Source organism: Methanothermobacter sp. EMTCatA1, assembly GCF_002356395.1.
Lineage (GTDB): Archaea > Methanobacteriota > Methanobacteria > Methanobacteriales > Methanothermobacteraceae > Methanothermobacter > Methanothermobacter thermautotrophicus.
In genome coordinates, this window is the sequence record NZ_AP018336.1 from 1,135,001 (window position 1) to 1,158,767 (window position 23,767).

28 protein-coding genes, 3 tRNA genes and 1 other RNA gene are annotated in these 23,767 nt (G+C 49.8%); 15 read left to right on the forward strand and 17 right to left on the reverse strand.

Annotated elements, in window-relative coordinates; genetic code table 11:
• Positions 1-137 precede the first annotated feature (137 nt).
• From tca_RS06095 to hisE, 5 genes are all read left to right on the forward strand, one after another.
• Complete coding sequence (locus tca_RS06095) at positions 138-1,139, forward strand: radical SAM protein (RefSeq protein WP_048175815.1); 1,002 nt, start codon at positions 138-140, stop codon at positions 1,137-1,139.
• Between the two features lie 66 nt (positions 1,140-1,205).
• Entirely contained in the window at positions 1,206-2,555 is a 1,350-nt protein-coding gene (gene gatB, locus tca_RS06100) for an Asp-tRNA(Asn)/Glu-tRNA(Gln) amidotransferase subunit GatB (protein ID WP_286708710.1), read from the forward strand.
• Between the two features lie 5 nt (positions 2,556-2,560).
• Positions 2,561-2,806 carry a DUF504 domain-containing protein gene (locus tca_RS06105; protein ID WP_010876898.1) on the forward strand — a complete coding sequence of 82 codons (246 nt, stop codon included), beginning with the start codon at positions 2,561-2,563 and terminating at the stop codon, positions 2,804-2,806.
• Complete coding sequence (locus tag tca_RS06110; protein WP_286708711.1) at positions 2,803-3,612, forward strand: CBS domain-containing protein; 810 nt, start codon at positions 2,803-2,805, stop codon at positions 3,610-3,612. Before tca_RS06105 ends, tca_RS06110 begins: the two co-directional genes overlap by 4 nt.
• Positions 3,602-3,892, forward strand: a complete 291-nt coding sequence (hisE, locus tag tca_RS06115; RefSeq protein ID WP_286708712.1) for a phosphoribosyl-ATP diphosphatase — start codon at positions 3,602-3,604, stop codon at positions 3,890-3,892. The genes tca_RS06110 and hisE overlap by 11 nt, the downstream gene beginning before the upstream one ends.
• Positions 3,893-3,949: 57 nt before the next feature.
• On the opposite strand, the gene tca_RS06120 is transcribed toward hisE, so the two are convergent.
• On the reverse strand, positions 3,950-4,525 hold the full coding sequence (locus tca_RS06120; RefSeq protein ID WP_286708713.1) for an N-acetyltransferase: 576 nt from the start codon (positions 4,523-4,525) through the stop codon (positions 3,950-3,952).
• Positions 4,526-4,858: 333 nt separating this feature from the next.
• Between tca_RS06120 and tca_RS06125 the strand changes: the two genes are divergently transcribed.
• Entirely contained in the window at positions 4,859-5,200 is a 342-nt protein-coding gene (locus tag tca_RS06125; protein WP_286708714.1) for a helix-turn-helix domain-containing protein, read from the forward strand.
• 15 nt (positions 5,201-5,215) lie between these two features.
• Here the strand turns inward: tca_RS06125 and larB are convergent, their stop codons facing one another.
• Positions 5,216-5,965: a nickel pincer cofactor biosynthesis protein LarB gene (gene larB / locus tca_RS06130; RefSeq protein WP_048061016.1), complete on the reverse strand. Its 750-nt coding sequence runs from the start codon at positions 5,963-5,965 to the stop codon at positions 5,216-5,218.
• Between the two features lie 73 nt (positions 5,966-6,038).
• Here larB and hypF point away from each other — a divergent pair, with 73 nt between their 5' ends.
• Positions 6,039-8,336 (forward strand): carbamoyltransferase HypF, encoded by a 2,298-nt coding sequence (hypF, locus tag tca_RS06135; protein ID WP_269889650.1) that lies wholly within the window; start codon positions 6,039-6,041, stop codon positions 8,334-8,336.
• 36 nt (positions 8,337-8,372) lie between these two features.
• Here hypF and tca_RS06140 read toward each other — a convergent pair whose 3' ends face one another.
• Entirely contained in the window at positions 8,373-8,876 is a 504-nt protein-coding gene (locus tca_RS06140; RefSeq protein ID WP_010876905.1) for an ArsR family transcriptional regulator, read from the reverse strand.
• 107 nt (positions 8,877-8,983) lie between these two features.
• Here tca_RS06140 and tca_RS06145 point away from each other — a divergent pair, with 107 nt between their 5' ends.
• The 3 genes from tca_RS06145 to dnaJ all read left to right on the forward strand — a co-directional run bounded on the left by tca_RS06145 (position 8,984) and on the right by dnaJ (position 12,592).
• Positions 8,984-9,508, forward strand: coding sequence for a nucleotide exchange factor GrpE (locus tca_RS06145; protein WP_010876906.1), 525 nt, complete (start codon positions 8,984-8,986; stop codon positions 9,506-9,508).
• 14 nt (positions 9,509-9,522) lie between these two features.
• Positions 9,523-11,382 (forward strand): molecular chaperone DnaK, encoded by a 1,860-nt coding sequence (gene dnaK / locus tca_RS06150; protein WP_269889651.1) that lies wholly within the window; start codon positions 9,523-9,525, stop codon positions 11,380-11,382.
• A 79-nt stretch (positions 11,383-11,461) separates the two neighbouring features.
• Entirely contained in the window at positions 11,462-12,592 is a 1,131-nt protein-coding gene (gene dnaJ, locus tca_RS06155) for a molecular chaperone DnaJ (protein ID WP_115891932.1), read from the forward strand.
• A 185-nt stretch (positions 12,593-12,777) separates the two neighbouring features.
• Here dnaJ and rnpB read toward each other — a convergent pair.
• From rnpB to tca_RS06175, 4 genes are all read right to left on the reverse strand, one after another.
• Positions 12,778-13,076: RNase P RNA component (gene rnpB, locus tca_RS06160), an RNA gene on the reverse strand.
• A 30-nt stretch (positions 13,077-13,106) separates the two neighbouring features.
• Positions 13,107-13,181 (reverse strand) — tRNA-Met (locus tca_RS06165).
• A 39-nt stretch (positions 13,182-13,220) separates the two neighbouring features.
• A complete protein-coding gene (locus tag tca_RS06170) occupies positions 13,221-13,688 on the reverse strand; it encodes a hypothetical protein (RefSeq protein ID WP_010876909.1) in 468 nt (155 codons plus the stop codon).
• Between the two features lie 15 nt (positions 13,689-13,703).
• Positions 13,704-14,117 carry a hypothetical protein gene (locus tag tca_RS06175; RefSeq protein ID WP_048175826.1) on the reverse strand — a complete coding sequence of 138 codons (414 nt, stop codon included), beginning with the start codon at positions 14,115-14,117 and terminating at the stop codon, positions 13,704-13,706.
• 82 nt (positions 14,118-14,199) lie between these two features.
• Between tca_RS06175 and map the strand changes: the two genes are divergently transcribed.
• Positions 14,200-15,090 carry a type II methionyl aminopeptidase gene (gene map / locus tca_RS06180; RefSeq protein ID WP_048061017.1) on the forward strand — a complete coding sequence of 297 codons (891 nt, stop codon included), beginning with the start codon at positions 14,200-14,202 and terminating at the stop codon, positions 15,088-15,090.
• A gap of 63 nt (positions 15,091-15,153) precedes the next feature.
• Here map and frhB read toward each other — a convergent pair whose 3' ends face one another.
• Genes frhB through frhA form a run of 4 tightly spaced genes read right to left on the reverse strand, consistent with a single transcriptional unit; the run spans position 15,154 to position 18,538 of the window.
• The gene (frhB, locus tag tca_RS06185) at positions 15,154-15,999 is read right to left on the reverse strand and encodes a coenzyme F420 hydrogenase subunit beta (RefSeq protein ID WP_048175828.1); all 846 of its coding nucleotides are present in this window, start codon (positions 15,997-15,999) and stop codon (positions 15,154-15,156) included.
• Positions 16,000-16,011: 12 nt separating this feature from the next.
• A complete protein-coding gene (gene frhG / locus tca_RS06190) occupies positions 16,012-16,839 on the reverse strand; it encodes a coenzyme F420 hydrogenase subunit gamma (RefSeq protein ID WP_010876913.1) in 828 nt (275 codons plus the stop codon).
• Positions 16,836-17,312 (reverse strand): coenzyme F420-reducing hydrogenase, FrhD protein, encoded by a 477-nt coding sequence (gene frhD, locus tca_RS06195; RefSeq protein WP_010876914.1) that lies wholly within the window; start codon positions 17,310-17,312, stop codon positions 16,836-16,838. The genes frhG and frhD overlap by 4 nt, the downstream gene beginning before the upstream one ends.
• An 8-nt stretch (positions 17,313-17,320) precedes the next feature.
• Complete coding sequence (gene frhA / locus tca_RS06200) at positions 17,321-18,538, reverse strand: coenzyme F420 hydrogenase subunit alpha (RefSeq protein WP_048061018.1); 1,218 nt, start codon at positions 18,536-18,538, stop codon at positions 17,321-17,323.
• Between the two features lie 233 nt (positions 18,539-18,771).
• Here frhA and tca_RS06205 point away from each other — a divergent pair, with 233 nt between their 5' ends.
• From tca_RS06205 to tca_RS06220, 4 genes are all read left to right on the forward strand, one after another.
• Positions 18,772-19,212: a PepSY domain-containing protein gene (locus tca_RS06205; RefSeq protein ID WP_048061019.1), complete on the forward strand. Its 441-nt coding sequence runs from the start codon at positions 18,772-18,774 to the stop codon at positions 19,210-19,212.
• On the forward strand, positions 19,212-19,922 hold the full coding sequence (locus tca_RS06210; RefSeq protein WP_238374186.1) for a proteasome assembly chaperone family protein: 711 nt from the start codon (positions 19,212-19,214) through the stop codon (positions 19,920-19,922). Before tca_RS06205 ends, tca_RS06210 begins: the two co-directional genes overlap by 1 nt.
• A 45-nt stretch (positions 19,923-19,967) precedes the next feature.
• Positions 19,968-20,042 (forward strand) — tRNA-Arg (locus tca_RS06215).
• A 23-nt stretch (positions 20,043-20,065) separates the two neighbouring features.
• A tRNA-Arg gene (locus tca_RS06220) sits at positions 20,066-20,140 on the forward strand.
• Positions 20,141-20,273: 133 nt separating this feature from the next.
• On the opposite strand, the gene tca_RS06225 is transcribed toward tca_RS06220, so the two are convergent.
• The 6 genes from tca_RS06225 to tca_RS06250 are packed head-to-tail and all read right to left on the reverse strand — an operon-like array spanning position 20,274 to position 23,677.
• A complete protein-coding gene (locus tca_RS06225; RefSeq protein ID WP_010876918.1) occupies positions 20,274-21,434 on the reverse strand; it encodes a TIGR00375 family protein in 1,161 nt (386 codons plus the stop codon).
• Positions 21,435-21,464: 30 nt separating this feature from the next.
• Positions 21,465-22,238: a proteasome assembly chaperone family protein gene (locus tag tca_RS06230; protein WP_269889652.1), complete on the reverse strand. Its 774-nt coding sequence runs from the start codon at positions 22,236-22,238 to the stop codon at positions 21,465-21,467.
• On the reverse strand, positions 22,235-22,414 hold the full coding sequence (locus tag tca_RS06235) for an RNA-protein complex protein Nop10 (RefSeq protein ID WP_010876920.1): 180 nt from the start codon (positions 22,412-22,414) through the stop codon (positions 22,235-22,237). The genes tca_RS06230 and tca_RS06235 overlap by 4 nt, the downstream gene beginning before the upstream one ends.
• A complete protein-coding gene (locus tca_RS06240) occupies positions 22,411-23,190 on the reverse strand; it encodes a translation initiation factor IF-2 subunit alpha (protein WP_048061020.1) in 780 nt (259 codons plus the stop codon). Before tca_RS06240 ends, tca_RS06235 begins: the two co-directional genes overlap by 4 nt.
• A 14-nt stretch (positions 23,191-23,204) precedes the next feature.
• Complete coding sequence (locus tag tca_RS06245) at positions 23,205-23,396, reverse strand: 30S ribosomal protein S27e (RefSeq protein WP_010876922.1); 192 nt, start codon at positions 23,394-23,396, stop codon at positions 23,205-23,207.
• A gap of 2 nt (positions 23,397-23,398) precedes the next feature.
• Positions 23,399-23,677: a 50S ribosomal protein L44e gene (locus tca_RS06250; protein ID WP_010876923.1), complete on the reverse strand. Its 279-nt coding sequence runs from the start codon at positions 23,675-23,677 to the stop codon at positions 23,399-23,401.
• Between the last annotated feature and the right edge of the window lie 90 nt (positions 23,678-23,767).

Genomic DNA, 23,767 nt, shown 5'->3' on the forward strand with positions numbered 1-23,767 from the left:
CTGCACTACTGCAGATGTAACCCTGCAGCTACAGAAACATCACTCAAGATTGTAACCCTGTAGCTACAGAAACATCAGTCAAGATAAATTCCACAACTTACGGACTTCACATTTATCACGGAATTCAAGTGTCAGATATGAATGTTATAGACTCACTGAAGGAAAGGAACATCCTCGAACTCATGGAGAGGGCCGGCAAGATAACCCTGGAAAACCACGGCGACGTGATAAGCCTCGAGAGGGCTGTTTTCCTATCATGGTGGTGTGAAAGGGGTGACTGCGCATTCTGCTATATGAGCACCCAGAAACCCCGCATAAAGGATCCTTCAAGGGCCAGAAGGAACATAAACGCCATACTGGCAGAGGCAGAGATCTGCAGAAGGATCGGGTGGAACATAGAGTTCCTTTCAGGGGGTTATGGTTCCTTCTCAGGAATGGAAATAAAGAGGATCGCTGAGAGGATAAGGGACATAACAGGCTCCCCTGTGTGGCTCAACACAGGCATAAATTCCGAGCTGGATATTTACGGACCAGAGGTTGCCGGTATAACAGGGGCCCTTGAGGTTGCAAGGCCAGACCTTCAGAGGAGGCTCTGCCCGAGCAAGCCGAGGGAGGACATAATCTCAATGCTGGAAAAAGCCGGTGAACTTGGATTCAGAAAGGGGATAACCATAATCCTTGGACTTGGAGAAACACCCGATGACCTCACACACCTCTTTGAATTCATAAGGGACCTGAAAATAGATCGCGTCACATTCTACGCCCTTAACCCCCATGAGGGCACCCCCTTTGAAAACCAGCCACAGCCATCCACCCTCTACTATGCAGGGACCGTGGCAGCTACACGCATAGAGTTCCCCGAACTTGAAATCATAACAGGGACCTGGATAGATAACCTTGGCAGCATAGGACCCCTGGTCCTCAGCGGAGCCAACGGGATAACCAAGTTCCCCCTCTTCAAGATGTTCGGCACAGCTTATGGGCGACGTGTTGAGGATGAAGTTCGCTGGGCCGGAAGAAGACTCAGGGGTACATTCACAGACCTTGAGAGACTCAGGAATGGGAGGTCCTACCCTGAACTTGACCCCTTCATAGACAGATATGTTGAGGGGTGTCTGAAAAATCTTAAATTGCTTTAAGTAAATGATGATAATAATATACTCTGAAGTTCACCGGATCATAAAAAGGGAGGAATAACCATTAAGATGAAATGTGGTCTTGAAATTCATGTTCAGCTTGACACCAGATCAAAACTCTTCTGCAGGTGCCCCACAGATTACCAGGAAGCCCCACCAAACACCAACATATGCCCGGTCTGCCTCAACCAGCCCGGGGCCAAGCCATACCCCCCAAACAGGAGCGCCCTTGAGGGGGCACTTAAAATTGCACTCATGCTCGATTGCAGGATAAACCCTGAGATCACCTACTTCATGCGTAAGCACTACAACTACCCGGACCTCCCATCCGGGTATCAGAGGACATCCATACCCGTGGGACTTGAGGGTGAATTGAACGGTGTGAGGATCAGGGAGGTCCACATCGAGGAGGACCCGGGCCAGTACAAGCCCGACCAGGGAACCGTTGACTTCAACAGGTCAGGAATCCCCCTCATTGAAATAGTCACAGAACCCGACATGACCTCCCCTGAGGAGGCCAGGAACTTCCTCAGGGAACTCATAAGGGTCCTCGAGTACAGTGGCTGTGCACGTGGGGAGGGTACAATGAGGGCCGACGTCAACATATCCCTTGAGGGTGGTAAAAGGGTTGAAATAAAGAACATAAACTCAATTAAGGGCGCCTACAAGGCCCTGAAATTTGAGATGATCAGACAGAAGAACCTCCTGAAGAGGGGTGTTGAGGTTAAGCAGGAAACAAGGGCCTTTCTTGAGTCGCAGATGATAACTGTTTCAATGAGGCTCAAGGAGGAGGCAGAGGACTACAGGTACATACCTGACCCGGACCTTCCGCCAATGAAGTTCACGGATGAAGTGGTGGAGGGTCTGCGGGAGAGGATACCGGAAGCACCCCACCTGAAGGTGAAGCGTTTCATGGAGGAGTACGGCCTGAGGGAGGAGGATGCGAGGGTCCTCACATCAGAGCTGGAGCTTGCAGACGCGTTCGAGGAGGTTGCTGGCTCAATAGACCCTGAATTTGCTGCCCTCTGGATGAGGGATGAACTGAAAAGGGTGCTCTACTACAACAAGATAAGCTTTGCAGAAAGCATGATAACACCAGAGGATATCATCGAGCTTCTCGCCATGATCAGGAAGAAGGAGATAACAAGCAAGGCAGCCAAGAAGATCATAGAGGAGATGCCACTGAATAAAAAGGGTCCCAGGGAGATAGCGACCGAAATGGGACTCATAGGCATCATAGATGAATCGGAAGTCATAAGGGCCGTTGAACAGGCCATAAGAGAGAATCCAGGGGCTGTTGAGGATTACCATGCCGGTAAGGAGGCAGCCATAAATTTCCTGGTTGGTCAGGTCATGAGGATGACCCGTGGTAAGGCTGAACCCGAACGCACCGTTGAACTGATAAAGGAACGGATCTGAGGTGTATGGCCAAGAACGTCCTGGATCTTCTGATGTGGCATCCGAAGTGGGATATTGAAAGATGCAGGATAAGCTACCTCCACAGGGGTGCCTGCAGGAACCTTAAAACAATCAGGGGCTCCGACATAGAAAGGCTTGAGAGGGGCTTCATGATACTGAGGGATGGAAGCTCCATCCCATACCACCGTGTGGTGAAGATAGTCTGTGATAACAGTTTCATCTGGAAAAAACAGAAGAAGGGAATAGGATGAGCAACAAGGCACTTGTAAGGGACTACATGACCCGGGACGTTATAACGGTATCCTCAGATACTTCAACTGCTGAGATAATCAAACTTATGAAGGAAACAGGGCACGACGGGTTCCCTGTTAAGGATAACGGTTCGGTGATCGGGATGGTGACGGCCTTTGACCTTCTGATAAAACCGTGGGTTAAGACCGTCTCAGAGATCATGTCAAGGGATGTTGTTGTGGCTGACCAGGACATGTCACTCAATGACGCCGCGAGGGTGATGTTCAGGATGGGCATCTCCAGGCTGCCTGTTATAAACAAGGAGGGTAAGCTTGTTGGAATCATAACAAACACCGATATCGTGAGGTCCCACATCGAGCGTTCAACACCCATGAAGGTCAACTACTTCAAGAAGACCCTGGAACAGCTCTATGGTGTTAAACCAGAGGTTAAAAGGATGAAGGTCCCAATCGAGAAATTGAGGCCAACCCAGAACAAGGTCTATGCCGATGAACTCCAGGGCAGGACCTATGAAATTAAAAGGGGTCTTGCAGAGCCCACAATAGTTGTTAAGACAGGTGAAAGGTACGTCCTCATTGATGGTCACCACAGGACCCTCGCATCCTACAGGCTAGGGTGCAAGGAGATAGACTCCTATGTCATAGATATAAAGAAGGATATGAAGCTGGGTATGGAGAAGACAGCTGACCTCAATGGTGTTCACAGCCTGGAGGACATAGAGGTCATAGATGACGCCCAGCACCCCCTGATTGCGATAACGACGAGCATGAGAAAGGCCATGGCAGGTAAGAAGAATGGTAGATGAGGGAATTTTAAGGGAAGTATACCGTGTGCTTGAGGATCGGAGGGACAGACCCATTGATTCATACACTTCACGCCTCATGAGGGATGATGATAAAAGGGCAGAGGATAAGATCCTTGAGAAGATAGGGGAGGAGGCCGCAGAGGTCATAATAGCATCAAAGAATGATGAGAACCTCGTGGAGGAGGCGGCCGACCTCATATTCCACACTCTGCTCCTGCTGGTATACAAGGGCGTGGCCCTTGACAGCCTCCTGGAGGAGTTTGCTGCAAGAAGAAAATAGGGAAAGACAGCTTTAACGGTAGAAGCGGAACAGGAAATGGAATAGGCTGGTGGAAACTCAGATAAGAGATAATTCCATGCGGTAGAACATTCTGTTTAAGATTTTTATTCCGCTTTCGTCTTTGATTCTGAAACCGAATTTCCTGTAAAGTTTGAGGGCCGGTCTGTTGCTCTGTGCAACATCAAGGGTGAGTCTCTCAAGACCTTCCTCCTCTGCTATTTTTCGTGCCTCCTCGAGGAGTCTGAACCCTACCCCCATCCCCCTTGCTCCCGCTGAAACTGCAAGGGATGAGATGTAGAGATCACCCTCCCCCAGGTCCAGTGTGCTGAGGGAGTCAATTAAATCCATTGCAGAGAACCTCAGGAAATCCAGGGGGCCCAGACATCTTATCAGATCCAGCCTGCTGATCTCTGCGCCCTTAAGTTCATAGGCCAGTGCCCCAATAACCTCCGGGCCCCTGGATGCCAGTATTATCCTGTCAGGATCCAGGTAGAGTCCGTGGGCTATAAGCTTTTCTATTATCAGATCTGGGTCAGTGAAGAACCAGTCAAATAGCTGCCTGTCCGACTCATATATGAGGTGGCTGACACTCCTTCTGGATGATGGTGTGGGCGTGAATGGGTGCACTCTCATGGTATCCTCTTTACTGAGAATCAGTGGATTTTTATGATTTAAGTCCAGGTGCATAAAATTTTGTCAAAATGAAGGGGGTTATGAAAAATGGGGGCTGTTAGAAAAGGAGAATTTACTGCTCTGCGTCGAGCATTTCGCCGTATTCTATCTCTATCTGACAGCCCTTTGGACCGCAGCAGAAGTGCTGTAGATCAAAGCTTACAAGCATGTTTTTCACCTCTCAACCTTCTTTACTATAGTAAAGTAACTTAATGTATTTAAATGATGTAGTTACACAGAATGTATATACTTACAATAAGTATACCAGGTTACAGCGGGTATAGTGGTGATGACATGGGAGATGATGAATACCTGTGTTCAGTTGAGGTTGCCGTCAACGAGATAGGTGGTAAATGGAAATCACTGGTCCTATGCGCCCTGAAGGATGGTAAACTACGCTTCAGTGAAATAAACCGGAGGATCCCAAAAATAACACAGCGGATGCTCACAAGGACACTCCGTGAACTTGAATCCAGTGGACTGATAAACAGAGAGGTCTACCCTGAGGTGCCCCCCAGGGTGGAGTACTGCCTCACAGAGAAGGGAAAATCCGTCATACCCATACTGGACGCCCTCTGCGAATGGGGTAAAATGTACGGGTCCCACCAGGAGAATTCAGGTGAGAAAGCCCCCTGAAAGGGCTGCGGGGAGTTAGAGACTGCATGCCCTCAGTATCTTAACTGCCAGAACAGCCGCCCCGAATCCATTGTCTATGTTAACAACCCCTATGCCGGGCGAGCATGACTGGAGCATTGATTTAAGCGCCACTGACCCGCCCTCACCCACACCGTAGCCAACAGAGGTTGGAACCCCTATGACGGGTACATCAACAAGTCCTGCAACCACCGAGGGAAGAGCGCCCTCCATACCTGCAACCACTATGAGGGCCTTAACCCCTGATTCATGCATCCTCCTGAGTGGGTCCAGGAGCCTGTGGAGGCCTGCAACACCAACATCATAGGCATTGATGACCTCACAGCCTGATTCCTCTGCAACCACCCTTGCCTCCTCTGCAACGGGTATGTCCGATGTCCCTGCAGAGAGCAACCCTATCCTTCCAATAAACTGGGGGTCTCCTGACCTTGCAGCGAGCACCCCTGCGGTCTCATGGTACTCAATTCTTCTATCAATATCCCCGAGTTCTTTCAGTATTCCTTCAGCCCTATCAGGTGGGAGTCTGGTTACAAGCACATCCCCCACAGCCTTCACAATATTAACTATATCCTCATCACTCTTGCCTGGGGCGAATACTGCCTCTGGAAATCCTGTTCTCTTCTCGCGGAATATATCAAACCTCACCCTATCCCCCAGGCTCAGCTGGGCTGATTCAATGGCCCTCTCAGCTTCCTCCAGTGATATCCTTCCCCTGAGTAGTTCCTCAAGAATTGATCTTACCGGCATCACTACCTAATTTATAAGTACATCAATATAATCTTAGCATAGGAGAACTCATGCAAACTCAAGGTAGATAGAAATGTACCGTGCCCATCTCACAGTGGAGGGAATAGTCCAGGGCGTTGGCTTCAGGCCAGCGGTCTACAGACTTGCAAAGGAACTCAGCCTCACGGGATACGTGAGGAACATGGGGAACATGGTGGAAATAGTCCTCGAGGGTAGCCACGAAGGCATTGAAGAATTCATTGAGAGGCTTAAGAAAGATAAACCCCCCATTTCAAGGATAAACAGTATAAAAAAGGACATTTTTGAGGTCAATGAGGCATCATTCACTGAATTCATTATAAAGGAGAGTTCATCCAGTTCCTCAGGGACATCTGTAATACCCGCGGATGTCGCCACCTGCAGCAGCTGTCTGGAAGAGATGATGGATGAGAATAACAGGAGATACCTCTATCCCTTCACCGCCTGCACAGACTGCGGGCCCAGGTTCACCGTTATAGAATCCATTCCCTATGACCGTGAAAGGACCAGCATGCGTGATTTTCCTCTCTGCAGCTCCTGCATGGAGGAATACCTCAACCCCCTCGACAGGAGGTACCATGCAGAGGCCACATGCTGCCCCATCTGCGGTCCAAAGCCCTTCCTGTACAGGGATGGGATCCTGAAGACCCATGACCCCATTAAAATGGCGGCAGAACTCCTTGATGATGGCAGCATACTTGCAGTTAAGGGTATCGGTGGTACGCACCTCGTCTGCCGTGCCGATGATGATGAGGTAGTTAAAAGGCTCCGTTCAGGGCTCGGAAGACCAAATCAGCCCTTCGCATGCATGTCCCCTGACCTCGAATCCATAGAGTCCTATGCGTCCATATCAGACGTGGAGGAGGAAGCCCTCACCTCAAGGAGGAGGCCCATCGTTGTCCTGAAAAAAAGCCGGGACTACTGCCTGGCCCCCTCGGTTGCACCGGGCCTCCATAACATAGGGGTCATGTTACCCTACTCTGGTCTTCACCATGTCCTCCTGAGGTACACAGAGGCGCCGGCCTATGTGATGACATCTGCAAACAGGCCAGGGGACCCCATGTTCATAGAGAACACTGAGATCATAGGGGGCCTTCAGGGGATAGCAGATTACTTCCTGCTCCATGACCGAAGGATTGTGAACCGCTGCGATGACTCTGTTGTCCGTTTCAGGGGTGGTGAGATGGCATTCATAAGGAGGTCCCGCGGATATGCCCCTGAACCCTACGAGATCCCCCATGTTGCCGGTGACGTCTCGGCAATCTGCCTGGGACCGGAACTTGACGTTACATTCTCGGTGCTGAAGGGTGGTCAGTGCTATGTCTCCCAGCACATAGGCAACACCTCAAGGTATGACACCCTCCTCTTTCTTAAGGACGCTGTGGATTACCTCATGGGCATAACCGGGACAGAGGATGTTGATGTTATAGCCTGTGACCTGCACCCCCAGTTCCTCACAACATCCTATGCTGAGGAACTCGCCAGCAGGTTCTCTGCAGAGGTCCTGAGGGTCCAGCACCACCACGCCCATGCCCTTGCCCTGATGCTTGATGCTGGTGTCGATGAGTGCATATGCATAGCTGCAGATGGTGTTGGTTACGGTGATGACGGTACATCATGGGGTGGTGAGATACTCCACTGCCATGGTTCAGATTATGAGAGACTGGGGAGTCTGATGCCCCAGAGGATGCCGGGCGGTGATCTTGCGACAAGGTACCCTGCAAGGATGCTCCTCTCCATGTTGAGGGGACGCTATGAGGGGGACCTCCAGGAGCTATTCAGTGAGAGGTACTCTGACTATTTCCCCCACGGCGAGAGGGAGATCGGTGTGGTGATGAGGCAGCTGGAGTCCGGGCTGAATACAGGTATAAGTACAGGCACCGGGCGTGTGCTTGACGCCATCTCAGCAGCCCTCAGGATCTGTGGTGTAAGGACCTATGAGGGTGAGTGTGCAATGAAACTGGAATCCGAGGCCTTCAGGGCCTCTGGAAAGCTGAGTATGCCCTTTGAGGTTAAAGAAAAAGGTGGGAGGTACATCCTGGACACATCAGCCATCCTGCTGGATGTCATGGAACTTATTGATAGGGGTGAGGATAGAGCAGAGATAGCCCATGCCGCCCAGAAAGCCGTTGCAGAGGGCCTTGCAGAGATGGCGGTACTTGCAGCAGATGATGCTGGAGTGAAGTGTATCGGCGGGACCGGTGGCGTGTTCTATAATGAGGCCATAAGTCTCGCTGTGAGGGATTACGTCACAGAGAGGGGTTACAGGTTCATCCAGCACAGGAATTCCTGTGCAGGTGATGGCTCAGTTTCCCTAGGACAGGCTGTTGCAGTGGCCCTCAGATACCGTTAGGCACCTTCAGTCCATATAAATAAGGTGGGGGTCATGTCACTCCATTTTCCTTCGAATCTCTGCTTCCATCAGCAGGTCCTCGGCCCTCCGCTTAAGGTGATCATAGAGCCTTATGAGGTTCTTTAACTCCTCAACTGCCTCCCATTGGCCTTTCTTTATCTTATTTTCAATGTTGAGGAGTCTGGACCATTCATCCCCGGGAGGTAGCTGCTTCCTGTTCAGGAGGTCATCCATGACGTCAACCCTGAAGGTGTTCCTGTTTATTGTTATGCTGACGTGGATGTCCCTTGAGATGTCATAGTACTTACGGGGCCTTCCCCGCTCTATTTTCCTGAAGAAGGAGCTCAGGATCCCTGCCTCCTCCATGGCCCTCAGGTGCTCTATTATGGCCTTCTGCCCTATATCCAGCTCCCGGGATATCTCACTGACAAATCTTGGCTCCTCACGAAGGAGGTTTATGATATCCCTCCGGGTCTTGCAACCCATGACATCAAGTATAACTTCCATGTTCTGGTTTTCAGTGGATTTTCCGCTCATCATGTAGATTATGTCGAAAGGTTTATATAACCTTTTGTAAGTATAATAGCTATAAGGTTATAGGTAACCTCCGGTAACTTTAATTTCTGTAAAAAATCAAAGGTGAACTGATGTGCGAAGATAAAAAAACTGATTCTAGGTCCCAACAGGAATGCCAGAAGGAACTTGAGGAACTCAGGGAGCGTCTTAAAGATTTAGAGAACGAAATCAAAAAGAAGGAAGAGGAAGTCAGGGAGTACACCTCCCACCTCCAGAGACTCCAGGCAGATTTCGATAACTACAAGAAACAGATGGAGAAACAGGAACTCGAAATCATAAAAAACGCCAACGAAAGGCTCATACTCAAGCTCCTGGATGTCTATGAGGACCTCGAAAGGGCCATTGAAAATCAGGACAGCAGCATGGATGGTCTTGAGGTCATCTACCGGAAGTTCAGAGACACCCTCACAAAGGAGGGTCTCAGTGAGATACCTGCAGAGGGGGAGAAATTCGACCCCTTCCTCCACGAGGCCGTTATGGTTGAGGACCATGACGGATATGAGGATGGTATCATCATCGAGGAGTTATCACGTGGTTACAGACTGAACGACCGCATAATAAAGCACTCAATTGTTAAGGTATGTAAGAAAAGCTGATTTGAGGTGATCACATGGCAAAGAAAGAAAAAATTCTCGGTATTGACCTTGGAACAAGTAACTCTGCAGCCGCAGTTCTCATAGGCGGTAAACCAACCATCATACCCAGTGCAGAGGGTGCATCACAGTACGGTAAATCATTCCCAAGCTGCGTGGCATTCACAGAGGACGGACAGATGCTGGTGGGTGAACCTGCAAGGCGCCAGGCAGTCACAAACCCAGAGAACACCATAACAGCCATAAAAAGGAGTATGGGTACAGACAGGAAGGTTAAGGTCCATGGCAAGGAGTACACACCACAGGAGATCTCAGCATTCATCCTCCAGAAGATCAAAAAGGATGCCGAGGCCTTCCTGGGAGAGGAGATAAAGAAGGCAGTGATCACTGTACCTGCCTACTTTGACGACAACCAGAGGACAGCCACAAAGGACGCCGGGACCATCGCCGGTCTTGACGTTGTGAGGCTCGTCAACGAGCCAACAGCCGCAAGCCTTGCCTACGGGCTTGACAAGGAAGACGAGGACATGGTCATAATGGTCTTCGACCTCGGTGGAGGTACACTGGACGTTACAATAATGGAGTTCGGTGGAGGGGTCTTCGAGGTCAGATCAACCAGTGGTGACACCCAGCTCGGTGGAACCGACATGGACAATGCGATAATGAACTACCTTGCCGAAGAATTCAAAATGGAGACCGGTATAGACCTCATGGAGGACGACCAGGCGGTCCAGAGGTTGAGGGAGGCCGCTGAGAAGGCCAAGATAGAGCTATCAACAACCCTGACAACCGAGGTGAACCTCCCATACATCACAGTGGCCCAGGATGGACCAAAACACCTCATAAAGACAATAACAAGGGCCAAACTGGAGGAACTCGTTGACCCCATAGTCCAGAAATGTGCAGGACCCATGGAACAGGCACTCAGGGACGCCGGGATGACCAGGGAGGACGTTGACAAGATAATACTTGTCGGCGGACCCACAAGGATGCCCATCGTCCAGAAATTCGTTGAGGACTTCATAGGAAAACCCGTCGAGAGGGGAATAGACCCCATGGAGTGCGTTGCCATGGGTGCAGCCATACAGGGAGGTGTCCTTGCCGGTGAGATAAAGGACCTGGTACTTCTCGATGTAACACCACTGTCCCTGGGTATAGAGACCCTCGGAGGGGTCTTCACCAAGCTAATAGAAAGGAACACCACCATACCCACCAGGAAGAGCCAGATATTCTCAACTGCAGCGGACAACCAGACATCAGTGGATATCCACGTCCTCCAGGGTGAGAGGCCAATGGCCGCAGACAACACAAGCCTTGGAAGATTCCAGCTCGTGGGCATACCACCAGCGCCCCGTGGAGTGCCCCAGATTGAGGTGACCTTCGACATTGACGCAAACGGTATACTGAATGTATCAGCAAAGGACCTTGGAACGGGTAAGGAACAGGCCATAACAATAACAGCTCCAAACAAGCTCTCCGAGGAGGAGATAAAACAGAAGATAGAGGAGGCCAAGAAACACGCAGAGGAGGACAGACGAAAACAGGAGGAAATCGAAATAAGGAACAACGCAGATTCAATGATCTACACTGCAGAAAAGACCCTGGATGAACTCGGAGACAAAGTGCCAGCCGAGAAGAAGGAAGAGGTTGAGAAACAGGTCAGGGAACTCAGGGAACTCATAGCAGGAGACGACATCCAGGCAATAAAATCAAAGACAGAGGAGCTCACAAAGACGGTCCAGGAGATCGGAGCAGTTATATACCAGCAGGCAGCACAGCAACAAGCAGCACAGCAGCAGGCAGGCAGCACAGCCTCCGAGGGTGAAGACAGGGGCGGCGATGATACCATAGATGCAGACTTTGAGGTCAAGAACTAGCCCCCAACCCACATTTTTTTATTCTTGAAAACAATTAATTCCTAGTAGACTGTTTCTAGAGTATACCAGGTGAAAATCGATGGCTAAACGTGACTACTATGAGATCCTCGGTGTGGATAGGGGTGCGGATAAGAAGGAGATAAAGAAGGCCTACAGGAGGCTCGCCAGAAAGTATCACCCTGACGTCAGTGATGACCCTGATGCAGCCGAAAAGTTCAAGGAAATAAGCGAAGCCTACGCAGTCCTCTCTGATGATGAGAAGAGGGCGAGGTACGACCGCTTCGGCCATGCTGGTATGGATGGCTTCAGTCAGGAGGATATATTCAACAACATAAACTTTGAGGACATCTTCAGCGGCCTGGGATTTGACATTGGAAACATATTTGACATGTTCGGATTTGGTGGGGGAAGAAGGCACGGGCCACAGAGGGGCGCTGATATAAGCTACACCCTGGAGATAAGCCTTGAAGATGCCTACAATGGTCTTGAAACCGATATAAGGGTTCCACATACAAAGAAGTGTCCGGTGTGCCATGGCAGCAGGGCTGAGCCAGGCACCGGTACAAGGACCTGCCAGACCTGCGGTGGCAGCGGACAGGTGCGGCAGGTGAGGAACACCATCCTGGGGCAGATGATGAACATAACAACGTGCCCCGACTGTCAGGGCGAGGGTACAGTAGTCGAGAAACCCTGCAGTAACTGTAACGGTAAAGGCGTTGTCAGGAAGACCAGCACCATCCATGTGAAGGTCCCTGCAGGTGTTGAGACAGGATCCCGGCTCCGGGTCCCAGGTGAGGGGGAGATGGGTCTTCGTGGTGGAGAACCAGGGGATCTCTACGTGGTTATCAAGGTCAAGCCCCACAGCATTTTCAGGAGGGAGGGCGCCAACCTGTACACCGAGAAGCCCATAAGCTTCGTCCAGGCAGCCCTGGGTGACACCATCGAGGTCCCGACCCTTGACAGGCCAGTGAAACTGAGGATACCCGCAGGGACCCAGAGCGGTACAACCTTCCGTGTTAAGGGCCACGGGATGCCCCATCTCAAGTGGAACGGCTACGGGAACCTCTACGTAAAGGTCAAGGTTGTGACACCAAGAAAGCTGAGCCCCAGGCAGAAGGAACTCCTCAGGGAATTTGCAAGTATCAGTGGGGATGAGATCCACGAGGATAAGGGCTTCTTCGATAAGGTGAAGGATGCCATAATCCACTGAATCTCCTATTTTTTCGAATTCATGACCTCTGACAGAATCAGTTAGTTCTGAAGAGAGAACAACAGCTCCATCGCGCCTGCGAAAAAATCAGTTAGTTCTGGAGAGCTATGCAGGGATACTGATTTCCGTACCCCCTCAGGGGCTCTTATTGGATCACAGTAATTGAATATAATGATTGAAACCGGGCATGCCGAGAGTAACCCACCTTCTGTTTCGGCAGCATTCATCTGGGCGGACTACCTCTGCCTCCTACAGTAATCACCGGCAGCATTTGTCCTTGCATCCCGTGGAATGGCCGTTTCACCGGTCCTCCTGATGTCAGTCTGCTCCTTGAGGGTGAAGCTTCATTATCATCCATCAGGAGACGTGTCGTTTCTGCTCCAGGGTCCAGCCTCTCAGCTGATGCCTCACGGCACCACGGTTCTGTATGATGGGTGGAGTTTCCTCAGCCCCTTGAGGGACCGTCAGCTGCCCTTCGGCTTGCCCGGTAAATAATCATGAAAATTAGAACTGATAGCGGGGCCTAGATTTGAACTAGGGATCTCGGGGTTATGAGCCCCGCGGGATCACCAGACTACCCCACCCCGCTAAACATTAGATTTGTTATTTCAGTATATAAATGTTGTGGTCAGTCCTTTTCCTCCTTTTCCTCAAGCCTTCTGAGCCTCCTGTCAAGGGACTCGAGTTTCTTATTGGTGTGACCCCTGTACTCGTTGAATCTCTGCTCCAGTTCATCTATGTTCCTTGATACAAGTTCAAGCCTTTTCTCAAGTTTAGATATGTCATCCATGGTTGCAAGTGACCAGTCCTCTATGAGTTCATCGCTCTTCTCATTGAGGAAGGCGTCTATCTTGTTTGAGATGACATCCGTGCTTATGGGTACCTCCCTCACCTTGCCCATTATCCTGTCACTCACATCTGACATCTTTTCTCCAACACCTGCCATGTAACCTTCCCTCCCTTCGGCTGTGCCTTCACCAGCTCCATATATCCTTGTTACGGGCGCTATGTTTCCTGATTCCATCAGGTAGTAGTATATGAGGACTACTATCGCCCCTGCAAGTATCAGAATTGCAAGAAGCTCCACCGGTCCCACTTTAAAACCTCCCCATTACTTTTTCAGCCTGGAATTCATCTCCGCTTCCTTCTTCTCAAGTTCCTTAAGCATCTTTTCGAGTTTCTTGAACTCTGTCTTGGCCTCAAGAAGGGCCAGTCTCTCACTTATTTCACTCTGGAGATAACCCACCTCATGCATTATCTCGGATGTTTTCTTCCTTATGGATGCCAGTTTATCCTGCTTATCCTTGGGAAGGGGTATCGTTGTCTCCATCAGACGCTTTGCATGAAGGTCATTTTCAACAAGGGTTATCTTCTTGAGTTCAATCTGTTTTTCAAGAAGCATGATGTCGTTCTGGGATTCCCTCACCCTCCTCCACTGTACAGCCACGATAATCACAGTTATAAAACCTAGGATAGATATTATAAGCCACAAAACATTCTGAGGTACCGTTGCCGTGGTCGCCATATACTGCCCCCTTGCATAGTATTATCTACTGTATATATAACTCCTTATTTAAATAAATAGCAGAACAGGATCAGTGATAAAGATGATCGAATCATACTTGAAGGCAGGTAAAATTGTATCAAAGGTCAGAAGGGAAGCCGCGGGGATAATAAGGGATGGCTTGCCCATAATAGAACTCGTAAATTACGTGGAGGATCGTATAATTGAGGAGGGTGGTAGGCCAGCCTTTCCATGTAACGTATCGGTGAATGAGGTAACGGCCCACTACACCTCTCCACCAGGCGATGATAGTGTAATAGGTGATGGTGACCTTGTTAAGCTGGACCTTGGCGCCCATGTGGATGGATTCATAGCCGACACCGCCATCACGGTGCCTGTGGGGGATGTTGATGATAAATGCCACCAGATGATGGACGCTGCAAGGGAGGCCCTTGAGAATGCCATTTCAACCATAAGGGCCGGTGTTGAGGTTGGAGAAATTGGACGCGTAATCGAGGAAACCATTCACTCCCATGGCATGAACCCTGTTTCCAATCTGACCGGGCACAGCATGGAGCGCTGGATACTGCACTCAGGACTATCAATACCCAATATAAATGAAAGGAACACTCATCAGCTGGAGGAGGGGGACGTCCTGGCGATTGAACCCTTTGCCACGGATGGTGTGGGTCTTGTGACGGATATGCCGCAGACCTACATATTCCGGTTCCTCAGGGAGAGGCCCCTCCGGCTTGTACATGCCCGGAGGGTCCTGGGTAAGATACGGGAGGAGTATCACGCCCTCCCCTTTGCACAGCGGTGGCTTGAGGAGTACTTCGATGCAAAGAGACTGAATGCCTCCATGAGAATGCTGATACAGTCAAGGGCCATATACCCCTACCATGTGCTGAGGGAAAAGAGCGGTGCAATGGTCGCCCAGTGGGAACATACAGTCATTGTTGAGGAGGACGGCTGCACGGTTATAACAGAATAGTTAACTTGAGGATGCAGTTGAATGGACTGAATGTTCTGAAAAATAGAAAATTTAGGGATGGGATCAGTATGGTGTTGGTAATCCCATCTCTTTCCTTGCAGCGATGTTCTTCTCTGCCTTTTCCTTCTTCTGTGCAGAGAGTTTTTCAAGAAGTCCCAGGCCAGGTTTGACTTCCTCTATTGGTTTGGTCTCGAATATACCTGCCTCAACAGCCTGCTTGAATATTGAGTCCCCTGAATCGGTCCTTGTTATGACTGTTGACCAGCCATCCGGTGATCCCACTGAACCTGTTGATACGTCTGCCAGCTCAGCCACATAGTCCTTGCAGATCTTGCATCCTGCCTGTTCGTATCCATGGGTCTCCTTGAGGGGGAGTGTGTAGACATCGTCCTGGGTGTAGACCCAGAATTTTCCTTTACCTATGTCCATCTTCTCAACGAGCTCCATGTTTAATCCGAGTTTTTCACAGATGAAGGTCTGCAGTGATGTGTATGGGAAGTTCTCCATGCAGTAGATACCGACCAGGAGTTTTATCTTATCTGCAACAAACCTGACACCGAATGGGTAGGTCTGGGCCTTCCTTATACCCATGGTCTGGCAGGGTATTGCAACTGTACCCAGTTTCTCTATACCGTACTGCCTCACTGCCTTCTTGAGCATCAGGACGTTTGGTGAGAATGTGTACTTGGTACCTGCAGCCGCCTTGAGTTCATCTGAGGTCATGGCGACCATTGGTTCTGGCTTCCAGAACTCCTTTCCGGGTCCTGCAACAACTGCGCCTTCGATTATGCCCTCGTCAAGGGCATATGCTAGAAGACCTGTAACTATTCCTCCATCCTGGGCTAATTTCTGAATCTCTCTGTCAGTTGATCTGGCGGAAACTATTTCCTTGTAAGTACCTAAAACCATTTTTCCAGCCTCCTATAGCCCTAACTCCTTTTTGATCTGTTCTTCTGGCCACCAGCTTCTTGGGCACTGCACATAGCAGATTCCACATTTTATACAGCGGTCGCTGTTGAGTTCGGGTCTTCCGTTGGTCATGTCAAGGGCCCTTGTCTGGCAGGCCATTGCACATGTTCCACATCCAGTGCAGAGACCCTGGTTTACAACCTTTGTCTGGAGGTCGCATCCGCATGCCTCTGTGTAGCCTGCAAGGTCCAGCATTGGCTGGAGGTACTCCATGTCATTGTTGAGGAGTGCAACGACTGCCTTTGCTATTATCTCAGGTGATGGTGGGCACCCTGGAATGGCGAGGTCCACATCTATGAGGTCTGCTATTGGTACAAAGGACTCGTGTGATGGCTGTGCCTGCTGTCCGCCCCTTGAGTACCTTGTGAAGCAGCCTGTTGCTGCGCATGAACCGAAGGCGCAGACGAGTTTTGCCTTCTCCCTCAGTTCTTTGAGTTCGTGCAGGCTGTGTTCGTCCTGCAGACAGACAGATCCCTCAACAAGGGCCAGATCCATCTCTGGCATCTCCCAGAGATCCACCAGGGTCTGTCCGTATACTATGTCCACCATGTTGGTGAGTAATTCTGCTAGAATGTCGTAATTTTCAGTTAACGACATGGCATCTCCGGTACATCCACTGAGGTGAATGTAACCTATTCTTGGTTTTGCATTTTCTTCAGCCACTTTTTCAACCTCCTCTTTTGAAGCTCCAACAGGTTCCGATTTTTCTTTTTCGGGTTCTTCCCTCTTAGCTTCAGCCTCCAATCCTAAAAATCTTTTGATGCGGGCAATTAAGCTCATTTAGAAACCCCAATCTCATCTAAGATCATCTGAATGGCTCTGGGAATAGCCTTTTTTACTGGGGGTGTGAGGCCCATTTCCACATTGGGAGCTGATATCTCCTTGGGTTTACACCCTATTACCACAACATCGATCTTTTCACTGAGTTCATGGAGGGGCTGGCTCACTGGCCATGTATGCATATTTTCATAGGATCCCTTTGGAATCTCAGTGACATCGAATTTCCTGAGTGTTCCGGGTTCTGCGTTGAATTCAACAACATCCACAACTATCATCTTCTTCCACTCCTCATGGGGGAGGGAGAAGACAAAGTGCGGACCGCCAGTCCCAGCATCAATGAACATAACATTATCTGGTTTTTCCCTATCCTTGAAGTACTCTTCAAGGGCCTTGATAACCTCTGGGCCGAATCCATCGTCCTTGAAAAGGATGTTTCCACAGCCCACCACTAGAATCTCAGCGTCGTATGGCATGTTATTCCCTAGAGTCTGACCATTTCATCCCTGATTACTGATCTGTCCTCATCATCAACAACCATCACGTGTGTTGCGCATGAGAGACAGGGGTCGTAAGCGCGTATGACGTGTGGCCCGTATTCATGGTGGAATCCTTCAGTTGCAGGACCCATTGTTGGGATGTTCCAGGTTGTTGGGACGAGTGCACTGTAGAACTGTATCTTACCATTTTCAACCTGGGCCATGTGAACGTCCAGTCCCCTTGGACCTTCAATTGCACCTACACCCAGTTTACCTGTGCCTCTCTCATCGAAGTCTGCCCTTACCGGTGCGGATGTGTCCAGTTCATCAAGGATTTCAATTGCCCTTGCGAGTGCCGTTTTCATCTCAAGTGCCCTTGCAACGTGCTGTGCAACAACACCCCTCTCCTTGAATCCCTGGAATTCAACCATCCTTGCTCTTGGACCGACCTCCACGTTTCTTCCATCGTAGAGTGGTATTGTTGAGCAGGCCCTCTTGGCTATTTCAGGGTCATCGTACCAGCTCTCAGGCATTACCTCGGTGAACCTGTCCAGATCGAATTTTGTCCTGTCACCGTAGATCTGGTGGCTTGCAAGTGTTGGCTGGTTGTGGACTCCAAGGCCCTTTGGAAGGCCCTTATCCTCGATTAATCCTATCATGAGTTCAACGTGTTCGTCGACTTTTGGTTTGAGCTGCTTTAACCTCGCATACAGCCTTTTCCTTGCGAGTTCCGTTATGTTGTCGGCCATTCCACCTATCCTGACATCGGATGGGTGTATACCCTCACCTGCAACCATGTCAACTACGTACTGTGCGTTTTTCCTTATCTCGGAGACTGAGTTTATGGCGTCTGCCATGAGGTTTTCAGGCACGAAGTCCGGTGCTATGAGGAAGTGATGTATTGCGTGGCTGTTTACGTGGTGTGCTGCAAGTGTAAGTTCACGGAGAAGTCTTCCGGCCTTTGGAACCTCAATGTCAAGGGAGTCGTCTATTGCCTCAACGGAAGCCAGGGTGTGTGGTATAGGGCATACTCCACATATCCTCTGGACGATGACAGGTGCTGTTTCAGGTGCTTTACCTGTCACTATTTTCTCAAGGCCCCTGACAGGAGTAATACTGAAGTATCGCCCCTTTGTCACGATTCCCTCATCATCGACTTCCATGACAAGTTCTGCATGTCCTTCTTGTCGTGATGTCGGCGATATAACAATCCTTTCGCTCAAATGTATCACCTCTTGTTTTTAAAGTTCAAAAAACCTTCAATATTATAACTATTTTTAAATGTTATAAGTTTTTCAATTATAAAAAAAGTGAAAACTATTTATATCATTTTATAGATCACTTATTATTAGTAGAAAACAGAGTTTATAATATTAATTTTTTGTTCAGTAATACTAAGTGTTATATATCTTGACCCACATACTAAATGTGTTGTTAACACCAGGAAGGTGAGTTGATGATAAACTCAAAGGTTCTAGCATCGGTGGCGATAGTCCTGATAATTGGAGCTGTTGCTGCAGGTTATCAGGTGAGTCAGAATTCCGAGACACTGTGGAAATTCACAAGTCCCCAGAGCAGTCATGATCAGGGCCAGCAGCAGGGGGAGTCAAGCGTCCACAGTGAATCGCCCTCAACCACATCATCACAGGGTGGCAGTGGTTCAACCTCAGGTGGGGGTTCAGGCGTGAATGTGAAGATATCCTATTCAGAGGCAAAGAGTATTGCCCAGACATATATAAAGCAGGAGGGTGCCGCTGCAGGGACACCAAGGCTCCTTAAAATGGACGGTAAACTGGTCTATGTTGTTCCCATCGAAATGGGTGGGAAAACCGTTGGAGAGATCTACATTGACCCCATGACCGGTAAAAACCTTGGAGGGGCTGGTGGTGCGCCATGATGATTAAGACAGAAACAGAGTGCTGCACAATATATTCAGAGGATGTTGAGGACGCTGTAGTCCTTGAGGGTTCTCCTGGAGTTGGCCTCATAGGCAACATACTGGGGTGGCTTCTGGTTGAGGACCTCAAGATGAGAGAGATAGGCTACATTGACTCAAAGTACTTCCCTCCCCTGGCTGTCCTCTATAAGGGCGTTGCAATACACCCCTTCAGGATATATGAGGGTGATGGGATAGTCCTCTTCCTCTCGGACTTCATCCTCCCCCCTGCAGTTGTCTATGATATGACAAATGCGATCGTGGAATGGATGGTCCGCAATAAGAGCAGGGAGCTGATAACCTTTAACAGCATGGTTGTCCGTGAAAAGTCACAGCCAGTGGCGGGTGCGGGTAACAGCCAGGAGGTCATCCAGAGACTTGCAGACCTTGGAATACCGATAGTCCCCTTCGGTAACCTCAATGGTATTTCAGGGACCCTCCTTACAAGGTGCGCTGTTAATGATATACCAGCATCATGCCTCTTTGCAGAGATCCTCAACCCCTACCCTGACCCTAGGGCAGCTGCAAGTGTCGTTGAGGTCCTGAATGAAATGCTCGGTACATCTGTTGACCCTGAGCCCCTCCTGCAGGAGGCGCAGGCCATAGAGTCACGCCTCAAGAAGCTCGCAGAGACGGTGCAGGGAGAGGCCGAGACACCCATCTACATGTAAAAGTTTATATATTAGAAAATCAAATATTTCTTTACTCTTTTGTTAGGGCCCGTAGCCTAGCCAGGATAGGGCGTCGGACTTCTAATCCGAAGGTCCCGGGTTCAAATCCCGGCGGGTCCGCTAAAAAAGGTGCAAAGGAAACGGGGCCCGTAGCCTAGCCAGGATAGGGCATCAGACTCCTAATCTGAAGGTCCCGGGTTCAAATCCCGGCGGGTCCGCTCAATATTCTAATTCTAAGAAACAATGATAGGAATTCCATTTTTTGAGACCCATGGAATAAAACAGCCCATTTTCCAGGTTCATTGAAGAAATAATGATGGATGATAATGGTACCCCAGGTTATTGATTAGATTATCTGAAGTAAGCATCAAGGGTCTCGGCAGGGAACCTTATCTCACCATACTTCCCACCACCACCGGGTATCACAATCAGTGAGCCATTGCGAAAGGCCTCCACTGCAACAGCAACACCCGTATCCAGAGCTGCAATATCCTCAAGGGGGGCATCAAGCAGCACCCGGATCTCTGTTCCAAATTCCCCCACAAGTTTCTCCCAGATTCCCTGTACAAATTTTGTGGTTACTCCCTTATCATATTTCATCCCTATGATCTCTGCAAGGGGCATCAGGTGGACGTAGGGGGGCCTGTGTGGTGGGTGGTGAGGTTCATCCCAGGTTGAGAGCTCGTATATCCTGTAATCCACACCCTTCTTGATTTTACCGCCACAGGGACACCTCATGTCCATTTCAAGCGCCTCCTCAGGACTGTAAATGCGGTAGCACCGGGTACATGCAGTCATGTGGTACTTTCCGAGGCGCGGGTCAAGTCCATAGTTCGCCCTTATCCTGCACTTACCTATGGCCCTCCTGAGGGAGGTGAAGGACACATCCTCCATCTCAAACTGATTGAACTCCCTCCCCAGCCTGTGGGGCCATGGCGAATGGGCATCGGAGTTGGTCAGGAAGGGTATGTCTGCAAGTTCGGCTATCTTATCAGCCATGTCAGTATCTGCAGAGAGGCCCAGTTCAAGAAAGTCTGGTCTTGCCCCGTAACAGTCCATGTAGCTGTCATATGACTTGTACATGCTGGTCCATGGTGTGAAGGCATGGGATGGTCCTGCCATGCCATCGTATTCATGTACAAGTTCAAGTATCTGGGCCCCGTTCATCCTCACCCTGGGCCTTCCATCTGTGGTGCTGGCTGAGGGCATCCTCCCGGCTATCTCCTCTGCAGCCTCAAGTGAGGGGAGTATCAGGAGGTGGTGGACCCTCCTTGAGTCCTCAACCTCCGCCGTTATTACGAAGCTGCACTCATCGCGCCCGTAAATCCCGTCCCCCTCATATTCAGTTGATTCAGCTATGATCTTCCGCCATCCAGGGTGAAGTGCGTCGCCTGTCCCTACAAGTTGAAGGCCCTTGAGGCGTGCCTGGGGTGCTATGTTGTCAATAACCATGTTACGGGACGTTGCCCTTGAAAAACAGCTATGGATATGCAGGTCAGCGTTTATGATCATCTGATCATCCAGAAAAAATAGGTGGTGGGGTCAGCCTATGTAACGCAGGTCCTCTTCCCCGGGTTTGAGGTTCATCCTCTCAATCATTTCCTGCTCCATCTGCTGGGCCTTTGAGATCATCTTCTTTGTCTCCTCTGCACGCTCCTCAAGTTTTTCAAGGTCCACTTCAAGTTTTGTCATCTCAAGTAGCACCTCAAGGAGTGCACGGGCGGCTTCGGCGTCTATGAAGTAGCCTGGTGTTTCACCCATGAGGCATACACCATCCATGCCCCTCAGCCTCCCCATTCCAAGGAGAAGTCCTGATGCGCCTATTATGCCTCCATCAGCGGATCTCATGATGACGCCGTGTTCCTTGAGATCCTCGACGAGTTCCATGCTGGTTGCTGCCCCATAGACCCTCGCCTTCTCAACGGGCTGCCCCGTTGCGAGGCCTCCAAGGGTGAATATCCTCCTGGCGCCGTATCCCTCAACAAAGTCGAGTATCATGCCACAGATCTCATACTGTCCCTCAGGTGAGAGTCCCTGGGTGTTGCCCACGAGTATTATGTAATCCCTCTCATCCCCGCCTGCATCCCTGAGGTAATAGAACTCATTCCTCATGGGTTCAACTATACCATCCTCATCAACCAGTACCTGTGGTGGGAATGATGGGGAGTAGAGTTCAGCAAATTTGACAGCCTCCAGTTCATCTATTATGTGATCGGCTGCCAGTTTACCCACATGTCCTATTCCTGGAAGTGCCTCGATGAATATGGGGCTGGAAAGTTCAATGTCTTCCAGAACGTTTATGATTGTTTCCCTCATTTTGATTCACCACTACCTCTAGAGTAAAGCTCTCTTTTGAGTTTTCTCCGGTATGCGCCATATTTGTCCTCCGGGGAAAACTTTGGAGGATAAATAACCCCTGTTCTACCTCCGCAGTGTGGGCAGACCTCTTTCAGGGTGTACTCTCCGCATGAACGGCATCTTTTCATCTTCATGTGAGTTCACGGAGGAATTCTCCCTCTCCACCCTCTTTCTCAACGATCTCTATGCACTTCTGGGCTGCTTCCTTGAGCTGCTTCTCTGCCTTCAGGTAGTCCGTTGACTTCACGATGAGCCGGTACCTGGGGGCTCCTACCGCCTGGACTGTTATACCCTCATCCTGGGCTGATTTAAGTGCCTTCCTAATTATTTCGACGCCGTTGGGTGCGTAGGACTTGATGTCAACGTATCCGGTTATCTGGACCTCGGGGGGTGTTATGTTGCGCTTGGCAACCTCTGTGATGACGGCTGCCCAGTCCTCAGGGACTCCCTCCTCGATGAGGGACTTTTCCCCCTCCTCTGCAGCGGTTTCAAAGGCGCCGTAGAGGTCTCCGAATATGTCCATCAGTTCGTATCCAACCTCTTCATAGGCGGTGTCAAGGTCCTTTCCAAGGTCCCTTGCTGCGAGTTCAAGGAATTTCTCAGCCTTCTGTTCGATCTTCCATGCCTGGATCTTCTTTGTGCGCTGGTCCTCCCTTATCCTTTTCATTGAAACATCCACGTGTCCCTTACGGGGATTCACACGGAGGACCCTTGCAACGATCTTCTGGTTCTCCCTTACAAAGTCCCTTATGTTTTTAACCCATCCAGAGGATACCTCTGAGATGTGAATGAAAGCCTCCTTCCCTGGATACTCCTCCAGGGTGGCGAAGGCGCCGTAGTTGAGGACCTTGTGAACGGTCCCAACCACCAGTTCACCCTCTTCAGGCCATTCATTTTTTCTTCTTACCATGAAAAACACCTAGATTAATCCAGGACCTCTAGAATCTGGGCTTTGATCTTTGACTTTCCTCCTGTTGGCTCAACAAGTGTTTTACCACAGATTATGCACTGAACATATGATGCTGCCCTGTCAAAGACAACCTGCTGGTTTCCGCAGTCCAGACATTTAACACGGAGAAAGTTACCCTTGGTATTGTAGAATATCACGCCAATCACCTCTAGGCCACGTATTCAACCCTTCCAGCCCTGAAGGATTTCTTCTTTATGTGTGACTTTCCACATTCCTTGCATTTGAGCCTGAGGTCAAGTTTCTTAACGGGTTTGTTACCTGATGGGAGTGGACGTGGGTAACCCCTGTAACCGGCAGTGACACGTCTGAACTGCCTCTGACCCCACTTAAGTTCACTGGCCTTTCTCCTCTTTGATTCCAGTACCTCGTGAACGGTGTGTTTTCTACAGTTTGGACAGTAAGTTCTTCTTTCCTTAGGAATCTTCATATCTAATCACCTCGTAAGTGAAAAAGTAAGCCTTTAAAATAACTGAACTTTTTTATACTGGGTTAGTATATCTCAAATCTCTATTTATAC

Coding starts and splice junctions, on each gene's coding strand:
- tca_RS06095 (WP_048175815.1), top strand. CDS start 138: ATGAATGTTATAGACTCACTGAAGGAAAGGAACATCCTCGAACTCATG.
- gatB (WP_286708710.1), top strand. CDS start 1,206: ATGAAATGTGGTCTTGAAATTCATGTTCAGCTTGACACCAGATCAAAA.
- tca_RS06105 (WP_010876898.1), top strand. CDS start 2,561: ATGGCCAAGAACGTCCTGGATCTTCTGATGTGGCATCCGAAGTGGGAT.
- tca_RS06110 (WP_286708711.1), top strand. CDS start 2,803: ATGAGCAACAAGGCACTTGTAAGGGACTACATGACCCGGGACGTTATA.
- hisE (WP_286708712.1), top strand. CDS start 3,602: ATGGTAGATGAGGGAATTTTAAGGGAAGTATACCGTGTGCTTGAGGAT.
- tca_RS06120 (WP_286708713.1), bottom strand. CDS start 4,525: ATGAGAGTGCACCCATTCACGCCCACACCATCATCCAGAAGGAGTGTC.
- tca_RS06125 (WP_286708714.1), top strand. CDS start 4,859: ATGGGAGATGATGAATACCTGTGTTCAGTTGAGGTTGCCGTCAACGAG.
- larB (WP_048061016.1), bottom strand. CDS start 5,965: ATGCCGGTAAGATCAATTCTTGAGGAACTACTCAGGGGAAGGATATCA.
- hypF (WP_269889650.1), top strand. CDS start 6,039: ATGTACCGTGCCCATCTCACAGTGGAGGGAATAGTCCAGGGCGTTGGC.
- tca_RS06140 (WP_010876905.1), bottom strand. CDS start 8,876: ATGATGAGCGGAAAATCCACTGAAAACCAGAACATGGAAGTTATACTT.
- tca_RS06145 (WP_010876906.1), top strand. CDS start 8,984: ATGTGCGAAGATAAAAAAACTGATTCTAGGTCCCAACAGGAATGCCAG.
- dnaK (WP_269889651.1), top strand. CDS start 9,523: ATGGCAAAGAAAGAAAAAATTCTCGGTATTGACCTTGGAACAAGTAAC.
- dnaJ (WP_115891932.1), top strand. CDS start 11,462: ATGGCTAAACGTGACTACTATGAGATCCTCGGTGTGGATAGGGGTGCG.
- tca_RS06175 (WP_048175826.1), bottom strand. CDS start 14,117: ATGGCGACCACGGCAACGGTACCTCAGAATGTTTTGTGGCTTATAATA.
- map (WP_048061017.1), top strand. CDS start 14,200: ATGATCGAATCATACTTGAAGGCAGGTAAAATTGTATCAAAGGTCAGA.
- frhB (WP_048175828.1), bottom strand. CDS start 15,999: ATGGTTTTAGGTACTTACAAGGAAATAGTTTCCGCCAGATCAACTGAC.
- frhG (WP_010876913.1), bottom strand. CDS start 16,839: ATGAGCTTAATTGCCCGCATCAAAAGATTTTTAGGATTGGAGGCTGAA.
- frhD (WP_010876914.1), bottom strand. CDS start 17,312: ATGCCATACGACGCTGAGATTCTAGTGGTGGGCTGTGGAAACATCCTT.
- tca_RS06205 (WP_048061019.1), top strand. CDS start 18,772: ATGATAAACTCAAAGGTTCTAGCATCGGTGGCGATAGTCCTGATAATT.
- tca_RS06210 (WP_238374186.1), top strand. CDS start 19,212: ATGATTAAGACAGAAACAGAGTGCTGCACAATATATTCAGAGGATGTT.
- tca_RS06225 (WP_010876918.1), bottom strand. CDS start 21,434: ATGATCATAAACGCTGACCTGCATATCCATAGCTGTTTTTCAAGGGCA.
- tca_RS06230 (WP_269889652.1), bottom strand. CDS start 22,238: ATGAGGGAAACAATCATAAACGTTCTGGAAGACATTGAACTTTCCAGC.
- tca_RS06235 (WP_010876920.1), bottom strand. CDS start 22,414: ATGAAGATGAAAAGATGCCGTTCATGCGGAGAGTACACCCTGAAAGAG.
- tca_RS06240 (WP_048061020.1), bottom strand. CDS start 23,190: ATGGTAAGAAGAAAAAATGAATGGCCTGAAGAGGGTGAACTGGTGGTT.
- tca_RS06250 (WP_010876923.1), bottom strand. CDS start 23,677: ATGAAGATTCCTAAGGAAAGAAGAACTTACTGTCCAAACTGTAGAAAA.